General features: G+C 54.4%; 14 protein-coding genes and 1 pseudogene. 5 read left to right on the top strand and 10 right to left on the bottom strand.

What is annotated here, in order from left to right; genetic code table 11:
• Positions 1-78 precede the first annotated feature (78 nt).
• From ACR0B3_RS14335 to ACR0B3_RS14295, 9 genes and pseudogenes are all read right to left on the bottom strand, one after another.
• A pseudogene (locus ACR0B3_RS14335) lies at positions 79-219 on the bottom strand (double zinc ribbon domain-containing protein); the annotation flags it as partial.
• 292 nt (positions 220-511) lie between these two features.
• The gene (locus tag ACR0B3_RS14330; RefSeq protein ID WP_480809678.1) at positions 512-880 is read right to left on the bottom strand and encodes a putative quinol monooxygenase; all 369 of its coding nucleotides are present in this window, start codon (positions 878-880) and stop codon (positions 512-514) included.
• Positions 881-1,215: 335 nt separating this feature from the next.
• Positions 1,216-2,448, bottom strand: a complete 1,233-nt coding sequence (locus ACR0B3_RS14325) for a Tm-1-like ATP-binding domain-containing protein (protein WP_480809677.1) — start codon at positions 2,446-2,448, stop codon at positions 1,216-1,218.
• Positions 2,445-3,395, bottom strand: coding sequence for a phosphotransferase enzyme family protein (locus ACR0B3_RS14320; protein ID WP_480809676.1), 951 nt, complete (start codon positions 3,393-3,395; stop codon positions 2,445-2,447). The genes ACR0B3_RS14325 and ACR0B3_RS14320 overlap by 4 nt, the downstream gene beginning before the upstream one ends.
• On the bottom strand, positions 3,392-4,687 hold the full coding sequence (locus tag ACR0B3_RS14315; RefSeq protein WP_480809675.1) for an aspartate aminotransferase family protein: 1,296 nt from the start codon (positions 4,685-4,687) through the stop codon (positions 3,392-3,394). Before ACR0B3_RS14315 ends, ACR0B3_RS14320 begins: the two co-directional genes overlap by 4 nt.
• Positions 4,688-4,702: 15 nt before the next feature.
• Entirely contained in the window at positions 4,703-6,187 is a 1,485-nt protein-coding gene (locus ACR0B3_RS14310) for an aldehyde dehydrogenase (protein ID WP_480809674.1), read from the bottom strand.
• A gap of 5 nt (positions 6,188-6,192) precedes the next feature.
• On the bottom strand, positions 6,193-7,725 hold the full coding sequence (locus ACR0B3_RS14305; RefSeq protein WP_480809673.1) for a tripartite tricarboxylate transporter permease: 1,533 nt from the start codon (positions 7,723-7,725) through the stop codon (positions 6,193-6,195).
• A 9-nt stretch (positions 7,726-7,734) separates the two neighbouring features.
• The gene (locus ACR0B3_RS14300) at positions 7,735-8,271 is read right to left on the bottom strand and encodes a tripartite tricarboxylate transporter TctB family protein (RefSeq protein WP_480809672.1); all 537 of its coding nucleotides are present in this window, start codon (positions 8,269-8,271) and stop codon (positions 7,735-7,737) included.
• Positions 8,272-8,332: 61 nt separating this feature from the next.
• Positions 8,333-9,262 carry a tripartite tricarboxylate transporter substrate binding protein gene (locus tag ACR0B3_RS14295; RefSeq protein ID WP_480809671.1) on the bottom strand — a complete coding sequence of 310 codons (930 nt, stop codon included), beginning with the start codon at positions 9,260-9,262 and terminating at the stop codon, positions 8,333-8,335.
• A gap of 108 nt (positions 9,263-9,370) precedes the next feature.
• Here ACR0B3_RS14295 and ACR0B3_RS14290 point away from each other — a divergent pair, with 108 nt between their 5' ends.
• Both ACR0B3_RS14290 and ACR0B3_RS14285 read left to right on the top strand, forming a co-directional pair.
• Positions 9,371-10,150 (top strand): IclR family transcriptional regulator, encoded by a 780-nt coding sequence (locus ACR0B3_RS14290; protein ID WP_480809670.1) that lies wholly within the window; start codon positions 9,371-9,373, stop codon positions 10,148-10,150.
• 33 nt (positions 10,151-10,183) lie between these two features.
• Positions 10,184-11,536 carry an aminotransferase class III-fold pyridoxal phosphate-dependent enzyme gene (locus ACR0B3_RS14285; RefSeq protein WP_480809669.1) on the top strand — a complete coding sequence of 451 codons (1,353 nt, stop codon included), beginning with the start codon at positions 10,184-10,186 and terminating at the stop codon, positions 11,534-11,536.
• 34 nt (positions 11,537-11,570) lie between these two features.
• On the opposite strand, the gene ACR0B3_RS14280 is transcribed toward ACR0B3_RS14285, so the two are convergent.
• Positions 11,571-11,936: a MarR family transcriptional regulator gene (locus ACR0B3_RS14280; RefSeq protein ID WP_480809668.1), complete on the bottom strand. Its 366-nt coding sequence runs from the start codon at positions 11,934-11,936 to the stop codon at positions 11,571-11,573.
• A gap of 180 nt (positions 11,937-12,116) precedes the next feature.
• Between ACR0B3_RS14280 and ACR0B3_RS14275 the strand changes: the two genes are divergently transcribed.
• From ACR0B3_RS14275 to hpaD, 3 genes are read left to right on the top strand one after another with little or no spacing between them, the layout of a single operon-like run.
• On the top strand, positions 12,117-12,500 hold the full coding sequence (locus ACR0B3_RS14275; RefSeq protein ID WP_480809667.1) for a 5-carboxymethyl-2-hydroxymuconate Delta-isomerase: 384 nt from the start codon (positions 12,117-12,119) through the stop codon (positions 12,498-12,500).
• A gap of 2 nt (positions 12,501-12,502) precedes the next feature.
• Positions 12,503-14,014, top strand: a complete 1,512-nt coding sequence (gene hpaE, locus ACR0B3_RS14270; protein ID WP_480809666.1) for a 5-carboxymethyl-2-hydroxymuconate semialdehyde dehydrogenase — start codon at positions 12,503-12,505, stop codon at positions 14,012-14,014.
• A gap of 50 nt (positions 14,015-14,064) precedes the next feature.
• Entirely contained in the window at positions 14,065-14,916 is an 852-nt protein-coding gene (gene hpaD, locus ACR0B3_RS14265; protein ID WP_480809665.1) for a 3,4-dihydroxyphenylacetate 2,3-dioxygenase, read from the top strand.
• Positions 14,917-14,928 lie beyond the last annotated feature (12 nt).

The raw sequence follows: 14,928 nt of genomic DNA, 5'->3' as shown, positions 1-14,928 counted from the left end.
CGCCGATTTGTTTGGGGATGGTCTCTCAATTGAGGATGTTTTTACCTGAGTATCTGCCAAAGAAGCGCCGCAGCTCGTACAGAATTTCGCTTTTTGCAGAACCGGTTCGCCACACGCTGCACATGTTTGGGCTAAGGCATTGCCGCAGCTATGGCAGAACTTCGATCCGGCAGGATTAGCCGAACCACAATTTGGGCAATTGACGTCTGGACTTACCAATACGAACGCTTTCGCGAGTTAGATGGATCAGATCAAAATCAGAAACGATAAAACGAAATCTCGGCTTCTTATAACATAAGATAAACAATACGTCGCCTACCAATTCCAGGCGGTTATGTCGGCATATCTGTTGGCCGGGATAAGGCGCAAAAAGCTTTATCGATTTGGCGCCACTCGTCACCGGACACGCGAGCGGGTGCAACCCACCCAGTTGCTCCGCTGTAATGGCGTTTCAGGCATCGAAGATTTGAGATGCTATCTTTTTTGACTGGCAGGATTACCCGATCCACGGTTAACCCTTTGCAGACCCAGCTTCCGGGCGCAGGAACCCGCCAATACGATCAACATTCAGAACTTGGACAAACGGGTTTTTCCCTCCAGGACCCGGAAGAAAGAGGTGACCATTCTTTTTCAGAAATTTTGAAAAGTCCGATTTTGGTTTTAGATGGTTTTTGAAAGCTTTTTCATTTTTATAAATTTCTACGAACACAATTTCATTTTCGTCGCATGGGGGAACCGAGCCTGCACCCCCGGTATGAACCAGGTATCCCCATGTATCGGGCTCATTTTTCTTTACGTCTTTGGCAAGTTGTTGAAGTGCCGCGATCCCCTCTGACCGGGTTTTCGGGTTCAAATACCATGTTGCAATTGTGGTTAACATTATTCGTTCCTTTCGCGAGTTGGGCTTGCAAGGCGCGCTTGGGTCCAACGGTTGGGTTGCCGTTTAATGCTGGCAACGTCATCGGCGAAACGGGTCAATTTTCCTGCGCTACACTTGAATTCTGCTTTTATCTTCCATGAGCCGCAGGCCTGTTGTCACCTTAAATTGGTGACATTTTTCCGCCGAAACTAAGGTCCTTAGCTCCAATATGCAGGCGATGATGGGTGTTCGTCCAGCAATAAGCTTAGCGCTCAGGTATTGGCGAGCCCAGCTTCGCCAACACACTTGCCGGATATGGTTAAACTCTCTTTCGAGATAATGTGATGGAGTCCGTGTTATTTCACGATGACGCCTTCCGCGACCCATTTGTCGAACTGGGCAAGGACACTATCGCAAAACGCTTTGTCGTTGATATGCGCATCAATCTCGGTCATCGGGACCCGACCGGGCATAGTTTTGCGTGCTTCGTCCACCATATCCGCCAGTGCTTCGGGATCGTGCGCCTCTTCACCTTCTTTGTCCCAAGCTTCGACACCTTGAAGCGGTAAGAAGAAGTGAACCGGACCGGTCGCGGCCTCTAGCCGGTTGGTAAGCTCTCGCACCCACGCGCGGCGTTCATCACCATTGAAGACCGAGCTTTTTATCAGGCGGTTATGTTCGTGGAATGGTCGATCAGCATATTGCTCTGGGATGTCCTGCCAACCGGCAAAATCCAGAAGGTCCAGAGCACCCGGGGCGACCATCTGGGGTGTACCCACACGACCCGCATTTGTGACGCGATCATCTCCACTGGAAACCACGGACCCGGCCATAAGGTTGCCGAACTCCTGCATGCAGAAATCCATGACGCAGGCGAATGCGCGATCGGCGGCCAATTTCTCAAAGGCCATGCCACCCATGCCCGTCGAGTGAAAAACAGCGACCTCGAACCCACGATCTTCGAGCGCTGGTTTGAGCGTTTTCATATATCGCAGGCAGGATGAGCCCAAGCTTGTCATTCCGATCAGCGGTTTGCTGCGATCCGGTGCGATCGCCGCCTTAGTTGCGCCAACTACTGCTCCGGCCGCCTGCATAAGCGACGATCTACAGATCGAATTCATTCCATACAGCCCCCCGGCCCAGAGGATCATTTGGATATCCGGTGCCAGCCGATGCGGAGGGATCAGAGGTGAGAAACTGACGGTCGACACGATGTATTTAGGAACACCCATGGGCAAAGCCTGCGCGCAATCCAGCGCCAGATCGGTCCCCATGGTACCCCCGGTTGCCAACATTCCGTCAAACCGTCCCTCAGCATAGGCCTGCGCAACCACTTTTGCAGCACCCGCCGACATTACGCGAAAGGCTTTGTTTTCATCCCCCTGAGAGATGACCTCATCGATCGTCATTCCGCCAGCACGGGCAACGTCGTGTTTGGAGATATCGGTTGGTTCAGACGGATCACCCAAAACCGAGACATCCATGGTCAAAACTTCAGCGCCCTGAGCCTTAACGGCCTCTTCGATGAAACGCATTTCAGGTTCTTTGGTGTCGTAAGTCCCAATCAGCAGGATTGTCTTTTTGGTCATTGGTTCCTCTCCCTTTGTTTCAGGTATTGGGACAACAATTCTCGGGCGTCTTCCACGAAACGTCTGTTGCGCTGAACTGAGCCATCCTCCTCAAGCCGGGATGAAACCCAGCCGACATAGGTTGCGGCGCGCAGGGCCATGAATAAAGGAAGATGGTCGGTACAAATCTGCCGTTCAGTGCGATACCCTGTTAGCAAAGCGTCACATAGCTGATCATAGTCGGGCTCGCACAGGTTCTTGAGCAGCGTTGTGGCGATGTCAAACAGTCGGAAACCAAATCCGGAATCATCGAAGTCAATCAGCCAAACACGGCTTGCATCGACCATGATATTTTCGCGGACAAGATCGGCGTGGATCAAGCCATAGTCCAGATTGTTTTCCAGCCGCTGCAAATCACTGTTTGCGGTATTCCTAAAGTCCATCAACAGCGCGCGATCGTCTGGGCCTAGGGTCGGATTTTCCCAAAAACGACCCCACAACGGGGTGTCTCCCAGCAAACCGGATCGATCCCAGGACCAACGCGCGAACGCGCTTGGGCGCTTCCAGCTATCGCTAACTTCATGCAGTCGGGCCATTTCCTGGCCAACTTTCTGAAAAATGCCAAGACGGTCTCGGTGATCGATGCCTGACCCGGTTGCACCCAAAGGGCGACCAGGCAACCAATTGAGAATGTCGATCTGAATGCCATCAATCATATGCAGGAATGAACCGTCCGTGGCGGGCACTGGTGCCGAAACTCCAATACCTTCACCGCCCAACGCGGCCATCCATTGCAGTTCAGACCGGAGTTCTGCATCCGTGCGCAGGTCCTTACGATGCAAACGCAATGCGTAGGATTTCTGAGCAAACTCTACGCGATAGACATGGTTCTCCCGTGCCGCGACGAGCGACCATTGAGCGCCTCGCATCCCCCATTTGGCAATGGCCTGTTCGACGATCTGCTTCATATGATCAACGGTGTTTCCGCCAGAACCTCGTCTAGCGTATCGAACAGCAGATCTGCGTTTTCGATTGAAAACGGCATCGGTGGGCGGATCTTGAGTGTGTTTTTGTGGCGACCCAGCTTGGAATGAATGATCCCGCGATGACGCATTGCGTTGATGACGCGATCAGTGAACGCACTTGCAGGTTCTTTGCTGTCGCGATCCACGACCATTTCAGCCCCGAATATTAGGCCCGAGCCGCGCACGTCTCCGATAAAGTCATATTTCTGTTTCAGCGTATTAAGTCGGGAACGCGCGTGGTCCCCGACGGCTTTTGCATTTGCGACCAGACCCTCGTTTTCAATTTCCTGCAGCACCGCCATTGCTGCGGCGCAAGACACGGGGTTGCCGCCAAACGTATTGAAATAGCGATATCCTTTGCGGAATGTCGCAAGGGTTTCGCTGCGCGTAACAACTCCGCCTACAGGATGGCCGTTTGCCATGGGCTTGCCCATAGTAAAGATATCCGGCACCACACCCATTTTTTGATGCGCCCACAGATGGGTTCCAGTGCGGCCAAATCCGGATTGGACCTCGTCGCAGATCAAAAGACCACCTGCCTTGCGCACCACCTCGGCTGCGGGTTTCAGCCAGCCATCGGGGTGGTCCGGGAAGCCTTCGTTCAGGAAATAGGGGCAGACAATTAAGGCTGCAAATCCAGTTCCCGCTTCTTCATGCGCAGCAATCTGCTCTGCAACGGTATTTGCGAATTTTGTACCATCTGGATCGGGGTCGCGATAGCTGTCCGGGGCTTGGACAAAGCGGAAGTATTGATCTAACCCGAAACCAACCGTCGGGACATTTGACGTGCTCAATTGGCTGACCAGCGCGGTGTTTCCGTGATAGGTCGCATCCGTGGCGATGATCCCGCGATTGCCGGTCATGCTTTCGGCCATGCGCAACGCGATGTCGTTTGCCTCGGACCCGGTGCAGGTCAGGATCGCCGTATCCAGAGCGGCATCCATTGTTCCTGTCAGTTTCTCAACATAGTCCAGAATACCGTCATGAAGATATCTAGTGTGGGTGTTCAGGGTCGATGCCTGACGATGAATCGCTTCGACCACCCGTGGGTTGCAATGGCCGACATGAGGTACATTATTGTAGCAATCTAGATACTTGCGCCCGTCGGCATCCCACAACCAAACCCCTTCGCCTTTCACGAAGTGCACCGGCTCTTCGTAGAAGGTCGAGACATTGGGTCCCAGCAGCCGCGCCCGCCGTTCGATAAGTTCAACAGATTTAGACGGAAGCGTCATTCAGCGATCCCTTGGTCATAGCTTTATCCAGGCGGTTTTCAGATCGAAATACTTCTCAAGCGCATGCAGCGACTTGTCGTGCCCGTTTCCGGATTGGCCCACGCCCCCCAACGGTACGGTCAGGTCTGCACCGCCATATGTATTGACGTGCATGACCCCGGTCCGCACTTCGGCGACCATCCGATGCGCGCGGCTGAGGTTCGAGGTCCAGACCGCGCCTGCCAGACCATAGGCCGTAGCATTTGCAAGCCGGATCGCTTCGGCTTCGTCTTTGAACGGAGTTACGGCTAAGACCGGGCCGAACACCTCGTTCTGGAACAGATGGTCCGATTCTTTGACGCCAGCCATAACCGTGGGCGACATATAGTAGCCGCCGGTTTCGGCCAGAATGCGGTTACCACCTGTGCGACGTTCGGCACCTTCGGCTTCGGCTTTCGTAACGAAATCCAAATTGGCTTTCAGCTCGGGCAAGCTATGTACGGCGCCGATCTGGCTGCTCAGGTCCAGCGGATCGCCCACACGGAAGGCTTCGGCATGGCGCGTGATCTCGGCCACGAAATCCTCGTAAATATCCTGTTGCACCAGCAAACGTGAGCCGGCGATGCAGACCTGGCCAGAATTGCGGAAAATCCCGGCGGCTGAGACTTTGGCTGCTTCCGCCAAATCTGGCGCATCCGCAAAAACGATGTTTGGTGATTTACCGCCCAATTCCAGATAGCAACGCTTCAGATTGGACCGTGCCGAGTATTCCAGCAGCCGCCGACCCGTTGCACCCGATCCCGTGAATACCATGATGTCCACATCCATGGACAAGGCCAGCGCTTCGCCTACGATCGCGCCGTGCCCGGTTACCACGTTGAACACACCATCAGGAACACCGGCTTCGGCGGCTAGTTCGGCGATTTTCAACAGGCTGAGTGAGGCGCTTTCGGCAGGTTTCAGGACAATGGAATTGCCCGCCGCAAGGGCCGGGGCGATTTTCCAACTGCCGATCATCAGCGGAAAGTTCCAGGGAACGATTGCCCCGACAACTCCGACAGGGGCATGATGCACAAGGCCCAGAACATCGTGGCTGGTCGGGGCGACTTGACCGTAAACTTTATCGATGGCTTCGGCGTAGTATCGGAAGGTCGCAGCTGCCGAGAGCGCCTCGGCCTTGTAGGCCATATTGATCTCGGTACCGTTGTCCCGCACACCCAGCACTGTGATTTCAAGCGCCTGGGATTCGATTAGGTCTGCCAGCTTCAAAAGAATCTTCTTGCGGCCCGCAGGGGCCATGCGTGACCATCGCCCATCCTGAAACGCTGTCCGTGCGGCGCGCACGGCTGAATCTACATCCGCTGGGCTTCCTTCGGCGATTTGAGCCAGTGGCTGGCCATCGATAGGCGATAGCACCTGATGCAAGGCACCGGTTTCTCCAGCATGGAAGGCGCCATTGATAAAAAGGCCGCGTGGGGCAATCTCCTGCACGCGCAACGTATCAATGGAAGACTGATCCATGTAGATTATCCTTGTTGGTTCGGGTGGTCAGAATCCACGGCGGGCACATGGGGTTCAGGCCGAAGCTTGTTCTTGAATTCATAGTACAGCGTACGGAAATGAAGGATCAGGATCAGCACGATCAGGCCAAACAGAATCGCGGCAATCGGTCGGTCAATGAAATCCAGCGGTGTTTTGACCCGTGCCATCGCACTGCGCAGCTTGGTTTCCATAATGCCGCCCAGAACCATGCCCAGGATGATCGGCACAATCGGTAGATCAAGTCTTTTGAGGATCAGACCAAAGACCCCAAACCCGGCAGCAATGGCGCAATCGGTGATCGAGTTGCGCAGGCTGTACACGCCGACAAAGGCAAGGATCAGGATCATCACGCCAAGGAAGCGTGTGGGGATTTGAATGATCTTGAGCAGCAGGTTTGTCGAAAACAGCAAAAAGATCAGAACGATCACATTCAGAAGGATCAGCGCCATATACAGCGCCATGATGAAATCCATCTGGTTTTCGAACAGCTGCGGGCCGGGGATCACATTGTGAACATAGAAGACCGATAGCATCATCGCGGTCAGCGCTTCACCGGGAATACCAAGGGCAAGCAGCGGGATCATCGCAGCCCCCGGCACTGCGTTATTCGCGGCCTCTGACGCCACCAAGCCCTCGGGCGAGCCGTCGCCGAATTTGTCAGGGTCTTTCGATGACTTCTGAGCATAAGTGTAGGACAGAAATTGCGAGGTGAACTCACCTGTTCCCGGCACCATGCCCATGAAAACCCCGATGCTTGAAGAAACGGTGGCGATCCTTTTCAGGCCCAACAGTTCCTTCAAACCGGCAAAGATATTACCGCTGACATGGGTGTCTTCCGGTGCGTGGTTCTTTTCCAGAAGCAAAAGAAAAGCTTGGCTGAGCGCAAACAGACCCAGCACGACCACGATCAAGTCAACACCTGAGGCCAGCCAGCTTTGATCGAACGTATAGCGGCGGGTATATTTGACAGGCTCCAACCCGACCGTGTTCAGAAAGACGCCAAAGGCTGCAAGCATGCCTGCCGCAAATATCTGACCCCGGTGGGCCAGAACGACCAGAACAATTCCCAACAACGCGGCCAGAAAAATCTCACGGCTGCCGAAATGTGGGGCGATCATGGCCAACACCGGCGAAAGCACCATCAGACAGATGATCGCGAAAACACCCCCGAAGAACGAGGCAGAATAGGCCAGTGACAATGCCCTGTGACCTTGGCCGCGCTTGGTCATGGGATAGCCGTCATAGGTGGTCAGCGCATTGACGGCAGTGCCGGGTGTGTTGATCAGGATGGCTGGGATTGCGCCGCCATACATAGAGGATCCGTAGATACCCAGCAGCAACGTCAACCCGACGATAGGCTCGAAGGCAAAGGTGGCTGGCAGAAGGATGGCGATGGCAACGGCAGCGCCCACTCCAGGCAACGCACCTATAATGACACCGCCGATTGATCCGATAAACAAGGCGACGATGACCTGCCATTGCAGCAGGATCGAAACACCGGACAGAAGTGTTTCCATAATAGCCCCCTACAGGTAAGTCAGCGCGAGGGCGCGGACTGAATCAGGAAGGTATTCATAGATGGCTCCGGCAGGGATTTTGACTTGCAGAAACCCCCGAAACACGATGGTCACAACAAAGCCGAACAGGGCCGCGATGCCAATTGCGCCCGAGCCACGGAAACCTGAGCGCAGGGTCAGAAAAACCGCGAATAACATCGTGGAAGCTAGATAACCAAGCTGGGGAACCAGTAGAACATAGATTAGGAAATAGAGAACATATTCCAGCGACCGAACCCAGAACCCGACCTCAACCCAACGACCTTCGATCCGATCAGACAAGGCAGAGCTGAGCCAATGCAGGAAGCTGAACAGAACCATGCACCAAACTGCGATCGTGGGCCATAATCCGGGTTGTGCAAACCATTTGGTGCGCTTGACGACCTGTGTCTGTTCGCCAAGCTGCGACAGAAGAAATACCGAAAAGGCAAGAAACAGAACGGCAAATACTATATCGCCCGGACGGCGATATCGCTTGAACATGTCTTGCAACGTCTTTGCGATCATGTCTTCCTCCCGACCCTAAAAGCAGGGCGCGGAAATCTCTGCCCGCGCCTTGCTTGGGGATTTATTCGCCCAGAATTTCTTCGATTTTTGCGAACGAAGCTTTGTCCTGCTCGATCTGCGCATTCGAAGTGTCGGGATCCTGCCAATAGATCAGTGCACCGGTTTCCTCGGCCAGCTGCTTGGCTTTGTCCGATTGCAGCGCTTTTTGAGCAGCCGCAGTGATCTTCTCACGCGCATCTGCAGGCGTGTCCTTATGAACAAACAATCCGTTCCACAGCGCCAACGGCAGTTCTGGGTTCAGCTCAACGACAGTCGGCGTATCAGGAACCAGTGAAATCCGATCCCCACCGATGCTGGCCAGAACATTCACCTGATCAAGGCAGGGCAGAATGAGTTGCAGTGTGGTGTTGATGACATCTACATCACCCGACGCCAGAGTGTTGCAGTCCAGTGCATCAAACGCGGCCTCGCTGGCAAAATCGAACCCGCTGCTGACTGCGGCGGCAAAGGTGACCTGGGTGGGTGGAAGAACCGAACCAAAATGGCCAAGCGCCACATCATTTGATTTACCGTGCTCAACCAGTTCGCCCCAATTCTGGAACGGAGCATCTTTGCTTGACGCAATCACGAACGGGTAGGTCAGGAAGATGCCGATTGGCTCAAACGGATTTGGGTTCAACTCGGGAATGCCAATTTCCGGCCCGATGACAGGTACGCCAATCACGAATGAGCCGACCGTGTACCCGTCTGCCGGTGCAGTCGCGACTTCAACAGCGCCGGGGAAAGGGCCACCGCCGCCACCGGGTTTATTCACCACCGCTGCAGGGATGCCGTACATCGCCTGAAATTCATCCGCGATCATCCGCGTGAGGACGTCTTCCAGATCACCCGGAGGCCACGGAACTACGAAGGATACCGGCTTTTCTGGATACTCTGCCAAAGCAGCGGTCGCAGAGGCTGCCATCAGGGCTGCCGCTAAAAACTTTTTCATTTACACCTCCCGATAAGTGGTTCATTATTTGAACCGTGTTAACAATAATAATCTTGCTTTGTTAAGTTCATTCTGTCAAGTATAACCTCAGCGGGAGGAAGTAATCTCATGGGCGCGGCGCTTAACGCATTAAAAATGCTAGATTTATTTTCAAACACTATGGCTGAAATCGGCCTGAGTCAGATCGCGCGTATGTCCGGATTGAATAAAGCAACAGCATTGCGTCACCTGAGGGCGCTTGAAGAATTCGGGCTGATAGAACAGAACCCTCAATCAAAAACCTACGCAATTGGACCGGCTGCTTTGCGACTGGCCGCGTTGCGCCAAATTGCCAAACCTGGCTTGGAAGGCGCGCGCCAGAGAATGCAGATGGCCATGCAGGAGGTTGGTGAGAGCCTGCATCTTACCCTGTTGGAGCAAGGGATATTGCAGACTGCGGTGGTGGTTGAGGCCACCATGCATAGCGTCCGAGTCAGTTTCGACCCAAGCGAGATAATCCCTGTTAATGCTACAGCAGCGGGTCTATGCATGCTCGCCTTTGGTCCATCCTTCCTGTTGGACGGTCTGGATCAATCGGAGCAGGTGCGTTTCACCGAATCCACTTTGACCGATCCCAAGCTTATCAAAGAAAAGGTTGCTCAGGTTCAGCAGGCCGGCTGGGCCAACAGCAATGGCAGCTTTGAGGAGGGCGTATTTGGTTTCGCCACCCCCATCTTCGGCATCGATCAGATCGCCCTGGGAACGATCTCGATCGCTGTTCCCGAGAATCGGGCGACCAGCGAACGCCTGCCAGTGATCCTGAAATCACTTCAATCTCTCTCGCGTGATCTGACCGCAAATTTCGGCGGTCAGTTGCCTGAAAATTTTCCAACCGTGTTCCACCCATGACCGTTGGTGGACGATCCTCCGGAGAACCGTGACATGAAAGACTCCAACTTCCTTAAGGAAAACAATGCCCGCCATTTCTGGCATCCAATGGCGCATCCGGCAGATAGCCAGAACAATCCGCCGACGATCCTGACCGGTGGAGAAGGGGTCTGCATTATCGATATTGATGGTCACAAGGCGATTGATGCAGTGGGTGGTCTGTGGAATGTCAACTTGGGTTATTCCTGCGAACCGGTGAAACAAGCGATCAACGATCAGCTGAACGCGCTGCCGTACTACTCGACCTTTCGGGGCACCAGCAATGACAAGGCGATTGAGCTGTCCTATGAGTTGGCGCAGTTTTTCGCGCCTGACGGGCTCACGCGGGCGTTCTTTACCTCGGGTGGTTCGGATTCCGTTGAGATCGCGCTGAAGCTTGCGCGTCAGTACCATAAAGTGCGCGGCGAGGCTGGTCGCACCAAGTTCATCAGCCTCAAGCAAGGATATCACGGTACTCATTTCGCGGCTGCCTCAGTTAACGGCAATCAGAAGTTCCGCGCGGCATATGAGCCAATGATGCCCGGCTGTTTCCACGTGCCAGCCCCTTGGACATATCGCAACCCGTTTGACGAAACTGATCCCGAGCGGCTGGCCCAGCTGTGCGTCAAGGCGTTGGAGGCCGAGATTGCCTTTCAGGGTGCGAATACTGTCGCGGCTTTCATAATGGAGCCGGTTCTGGGGGCAGGGGGCGTAATTCCACCGCACAAAAGCTTTATGCCCATGGTGCGCGAGGTTTGTTCGAAGTACGGAATTCTGTTGATCTCGGACGAGATCATCACAGCCTTTGGCCGTACCGGAAGCGAGAGCGGCGCGCGGCATTGGGGGGTTAGGCCCGATATCATGGCAACAGCCAAAGCCATTACCAATGGCTATTTCCCGTTTGGTGCGGCGATGATTTCGGGCTCGGTTGCTGAAGTGTTCGAGAGCGATACCACCGGAATGGCTTCGGTCGATCAGGGCTATACGTATTCTGGCCATCCGGTTGGTGCAGCAGCGGCCTTGGCGGCGCTTTCGGAAATCAATCGTCTGCGGATTTGGGAGAACGCCGCAGCCCGCGGGGATGAACTGTTCGAGGGCCTAATGAAACTGGCTGATAAGCATGACGCAATCGGCGATGTGCGCGGCGGTGAAGGGCTGATGTGTGCGCTGGAGCTGGTCTCGGATCGCGAAACCAAGGCCCCTATAGCGAAACACCTACCGTTGAAAGTGCAGAAAGGGGCTTATGAGGACGGTGTGATGGTCCGGGTCTCTGGCAACAACATCATCCTTTCGCCGCCGCTGATCGTTACATCCGACGATGTGGCCAAGATACTTTCAGCGCTGGATACTGGATTGGCGCGTTTGTGAATCCGTTATGGCCCTGCTTCTCAATCAAGCGGGGTCATGTTTTGACCGCCTGAAGCTCTTCGAGCAGATCCAGCAGCTTGTCCAGCTTCTCCTGACCCATCTGTGCCTCGATGCTTTTGGAGATTGCCAGTGACGTTGCTAGGTTGTCTTTCAGGATCTGACGCCCCGTATCTGTGATCGTCACCATGGTACGCCGTTTGTCATGTGCGCTCTGGCGGCGGGTAACCTGCCCATCTGCCTCCATCGTTCGCAGGATGCGTGTAAGACTGGGCAGTAACAAGCAAGCCTCGTTGGCGATCGTGCTTTGTTCGACTTCGCCCAGCTCATCCAGCACGCGAAGGATGCGCCATTTTTGTTCGGTTATTTGAATGCCTTGCAGCATATCGCGGACAGGTGCCATCACGGTCTCGCGTGCGCGCAATAGTGCAATCGGCAGAGATCGGGATGTACTTTTTGTATGGCTCTGAGCGTTCATGCTGTTTTGTAGATTGCTGCCTTGGGAATTGCAAAGATTAACAAAGCAACATCTTGACGGTGTCGAAATCATAAAGTAAACATGTTAACTAAATGAGGGAGAATCATGCCGCATTTCCACGTCGAATATTCCGGCAATCTTGACGACTGGGTCGACATAAGTGGGCTTTGCGAATGCATTCGTAAGACGGCTGCCGGGATCGAGACTTTCCCGACGCCCGGCATTCGTGTTCGGGCCATGCGCGCTGATCACTATGCAATCGCCGATGGTAATCCTGCGCATGGCTTCGTCGATATTTCGATCCGGTTGCGCGCTGGTCGGTCAGGCGCCGTAAAGAAAGACGCAACGCAGCGCATTTTTGAAGGCGCCCGATCCTATCTGGAGCCCGTTATGCGTCAACATTCTATCGCGCTGTCGGTTGAGATGCGGGACATCGATCCTGACCTCTCTCCCAAAACCGGCACGATCCGAGACCATCTGGAGACCTGAACATGAGCGATCTGAATAAAAACATAGAAAAATTGGATAGCTTTCTTGCTCGCTTTAAGGAAAGCGGAATTAAGAACCGGGTCGCAGGTGAAGACAGGGACGGCTCGGGTGGGGTGTTTCAGTCGGTTTCACCGGTCGACAAATCGGTAATCTGCAACGTCGCTCATGGTACTGCGAAAGATATTGATGTGGCCGCGCAGGCAGCACATGATGCATTCGCGGATTGGCGAGATATGCCTGCCGCAGAACGCCGTCGGATTCTACTGAATGTTGCGGATGGGATTGAGGCTCGCGCGGAAGAAATCGCGCTGTGTGAGTGCTGGGATACTGGCCAGACCCTGCGGTTCATGTCCAAAGCGGCCCTGCGCGGGGCTGAGAACTTTCGGTATTTCGCCAATCAAGTTGTGCAGGCACGGGATGGTCAGCACCTAAAATCTCCGACCCTGATGAACATCACCACCCGTGTACCGATTGGACCCGTTGGTGTGATTACCCCATGGAACACGCCATTTATGTTGTCGACGTGGAAGATCGCTCCGGCACTGGCTGCTGGTTGTACGGTCGTCCACAAACCAGCTGAAGATTCACCGCTGTCAGCCCGGCTACTGGTGGAAATCGCGGAAGAGGCCAGGCTTCCCAAAGGTGTACTGAATACCGTCAACGGCTTTGGTCCAGATGCCGGTAAACGACTGACCGAGCATCCGTTGATCAAGGCCATTGCCTTCGTCGGTGAAAGCCGCACGGGGAGCATTATCACGAAGCAGGGTGCAGACACTCTGAAACGGATGCATCTGGAATTGGGTGGTAAAAACCCGGTCATCGTGTTTGACGATGCCGATTTGGATCGTGCGCTGGATGCAGCGATCTTCATGATCTATTCGATCAACGGCGAACGGTGCACATCCTCTTCCCGCCTGCTGGTACAAGACACCATCAAGGAGGAATTCGAGGCCAAACTGGTCGAGCGTGTTAACAATATCAAGGTCGGACACCCGCTCGACCCGGCCACCGAGATCGGCCCGCTAGTGACCGAAGAGCATTACAACAAGGTCACCTCATACTTCGACATCGCCAAAGAAGACGGCGCAGCGATTGCAGCCGGTGGCGTCAAGGTGGGTGAAGAAGGGTATTTCGTGCGTCCCACTTTGTTTACCAACGCCAACAACCAGATGCGTATCGCGCGCGAGGAAATCTTTGGCCCTGTCCTGACCGCGATTCCGTTCTCAACCGAAGAAGAGGCGCTGCAGATCGCAAATGATACTCAATACGGCCTCACCGGATATGTCTGGACCAACGACCTGACCCGCGCATTGCGTTTCACAGACAAGCTTGAGGCCGGAATGATCTGGGTCAACTCGGAAAACGTGCGTCATCTGCCGACACCATTTGGTGGGGTCAAAGCGTCCGGCATCGGCCGTGATGGCGGCGACTGGAGTTTTGAATTTTACATGGAACAAAAGCACATCGGCTTTGCTACGGGCCAACACAAGATCATGCAGTTGGGCAAGCTATAGCGGCCCCTCAGACAACAATCGCGCGAAAACCATAACTCCAGGAGGAGACCATGGGAGAAATCGTTCTTGCCGCAAAAATGACCCATGTGCCCACATTGCTCATGTCCGAGCAGGAAGGCCCGGTGAAAGGCAAACGCCAGCCCGCCATTGATGGCCACCGCGATATCGCGCGCCGTGCCAAAGCGCTTGGTGCTACCACGTTGATCATCTGCGACACGCATTGGGTGATCAATGCCGGGTTCCATATTAATGCCAATGAGAAGTTCGAAGGTCTGTTCACGTCGAACGAGTTCCCGCAATTCATTCAAAACTTGCCGTACTCCTATAAGGGCAATCCTGAAATGGGCGACGCCATCGCAAAGATTGCGTCGGACAAGGGCGCGTACACTTTGGCGCATCACCTGGACAGTCTTGAACTTGAATACGGCACGCTGGTCCCGATGCGGTTCATGAGCCGCGAACATGAGATGAAAGTTGTCTCGGTCGCGGCCTGGGCCACTGTGCACAGCCATGATGAAAGCCGCATCGTCGGCGAGGCCATTCGCGAAGCGGTTGAGGCCAGCGATGAAAAGGTGCTGTTGGTCGCGTCAGGCTCGCTGTCGCACAAGATCTGGTCCAACAAGGATTATGCCGCCAATAACGGCACTTTCACTATCAGCTCGGAATTCAACCGTCAGATGGACTTGCATGTGCTTGAGATGTGGAAGAACGGCGACCACGCCACGTTCCTGAAAATGCTGGGCGATTATGCCAATTTTTGCTGTGGCGAAGGCTCGATGCATGACACATCAATGCTTTATGGCGCGTTGGGGTGGGATGCCTATGACAAGAAATGCGAGGTTGTGACCGAGTATTTCCCGAGCTCTGGCACAGGTCAGACCAACGCCATCTTCCCCGTTTAACAGGAGGTTTCC

The organism is Ruegeria sp. CE9 (assembly GCF_056537425.1).
Note: the sequence above shows the minus strand (reverse complement) of the source record. Positions and strands in the feature narration are given on the sequence as shown.

Bases quoted from the DNA above. Each gene is read 5' to 3' on its own strand.
- ACR0B3_RS14330 (WP_480809678.1), bottom strand. From the start codon at position 880: ATGTTAACCACAATTGCAACATGGTATTTGAACCCGAAAACCCGGTCA.
- ACR0B3_RS14325 (WP_480809677.1), bottom strand. From the start codon at position 2,448: ATGACCAAAAAGACAATCCTGCTGATTGGGACTTACGACACCAAAGAA.
- ACR0B3_RS14320 (WP_480809676.1), bottom strand. From the start codon at position 3,395: ATGAAGCAGATCGTCGAACAGGCCATTGCCAAATGGGGGATGCGAGGC.
- ACR0B3_RS14315 (WP_480809675.1), bottom strand. From the start codon at position 4,687: ATGACGCTTCCGTCTAAATCTGTTGAACTTATCGAACGGCGGGCGCGG.
- ACR0B3_RS14310 (WP_480809674.1), bottom strand. From the start codon at position 6,187: ATGGATCAGTCTTCCATTGATACGTTGCGCGTGCAGGAGATTGCCCCA.
- ACR0B3_RS14305 (WP_480809673.1), bottom strand. From the start codon at position 7,725: ATGGAAACACTTCTGTCCGGTGTTTCGATCCTGCTGCAATGGCAGGTC.
- ACR0B3_RS14300 (WP_480809672.1), bottom strand. From the start codon at position 8,271: ATGATCGCAAAGACGTTGCAAGACATGTTCAAGCGATATCGCCGTCCG.
- ACR0B3_RS14295 (WP_480809671.1), bottom strand. From the start codon at position 9,262: ATGAAAAAGTTTTTAGCGGCAGCCCTGATGGCAGCCTCTGCGACCGCT.
- ACR0B3_RS14290 (WP_480809670.1), top strand. From the start codon at position 9,371: ATGGGCGCGGCGCTTAACGCATTAAAAATGCTAGATTTATTTTCAAAC.
- ACR0B3_RS14285 (WP_480809669.1), top strand. From the start codon at position 10,184: ATGAAAGACTCCAACTTCCTTAAGGAAAACAATGCCCGCCATTTCTGG.
- ACR0B3_RS14280 (WP_480809668.1), bottom strand. From the start codon at position 11,936: ATGGCACCTGTCCGCGATATGCTGCAAGGCATTCAAATAACCGAACAA.
- ACR0B3_RS14275 (WP_480809667.1), top strand. From the start codon at position 12,117: ATGCCGCATTTCCACGTCGAATATTCCGGCAATCTTGACGACTGGGTC.
- hpaE (WP_480809666.1), top strand. From the start codon at position 12,503: ATGAGCGATCTGAATAAAAACATAGAAAAATTGGATAGCTTTCTTGCT.
- hpaD (WP_480809665.1), top strand. From the start codon at position 14,065: ATGGGAGAAATCGTTCTTGCCGCAAAAATGACCCATGTGCCCACATTG.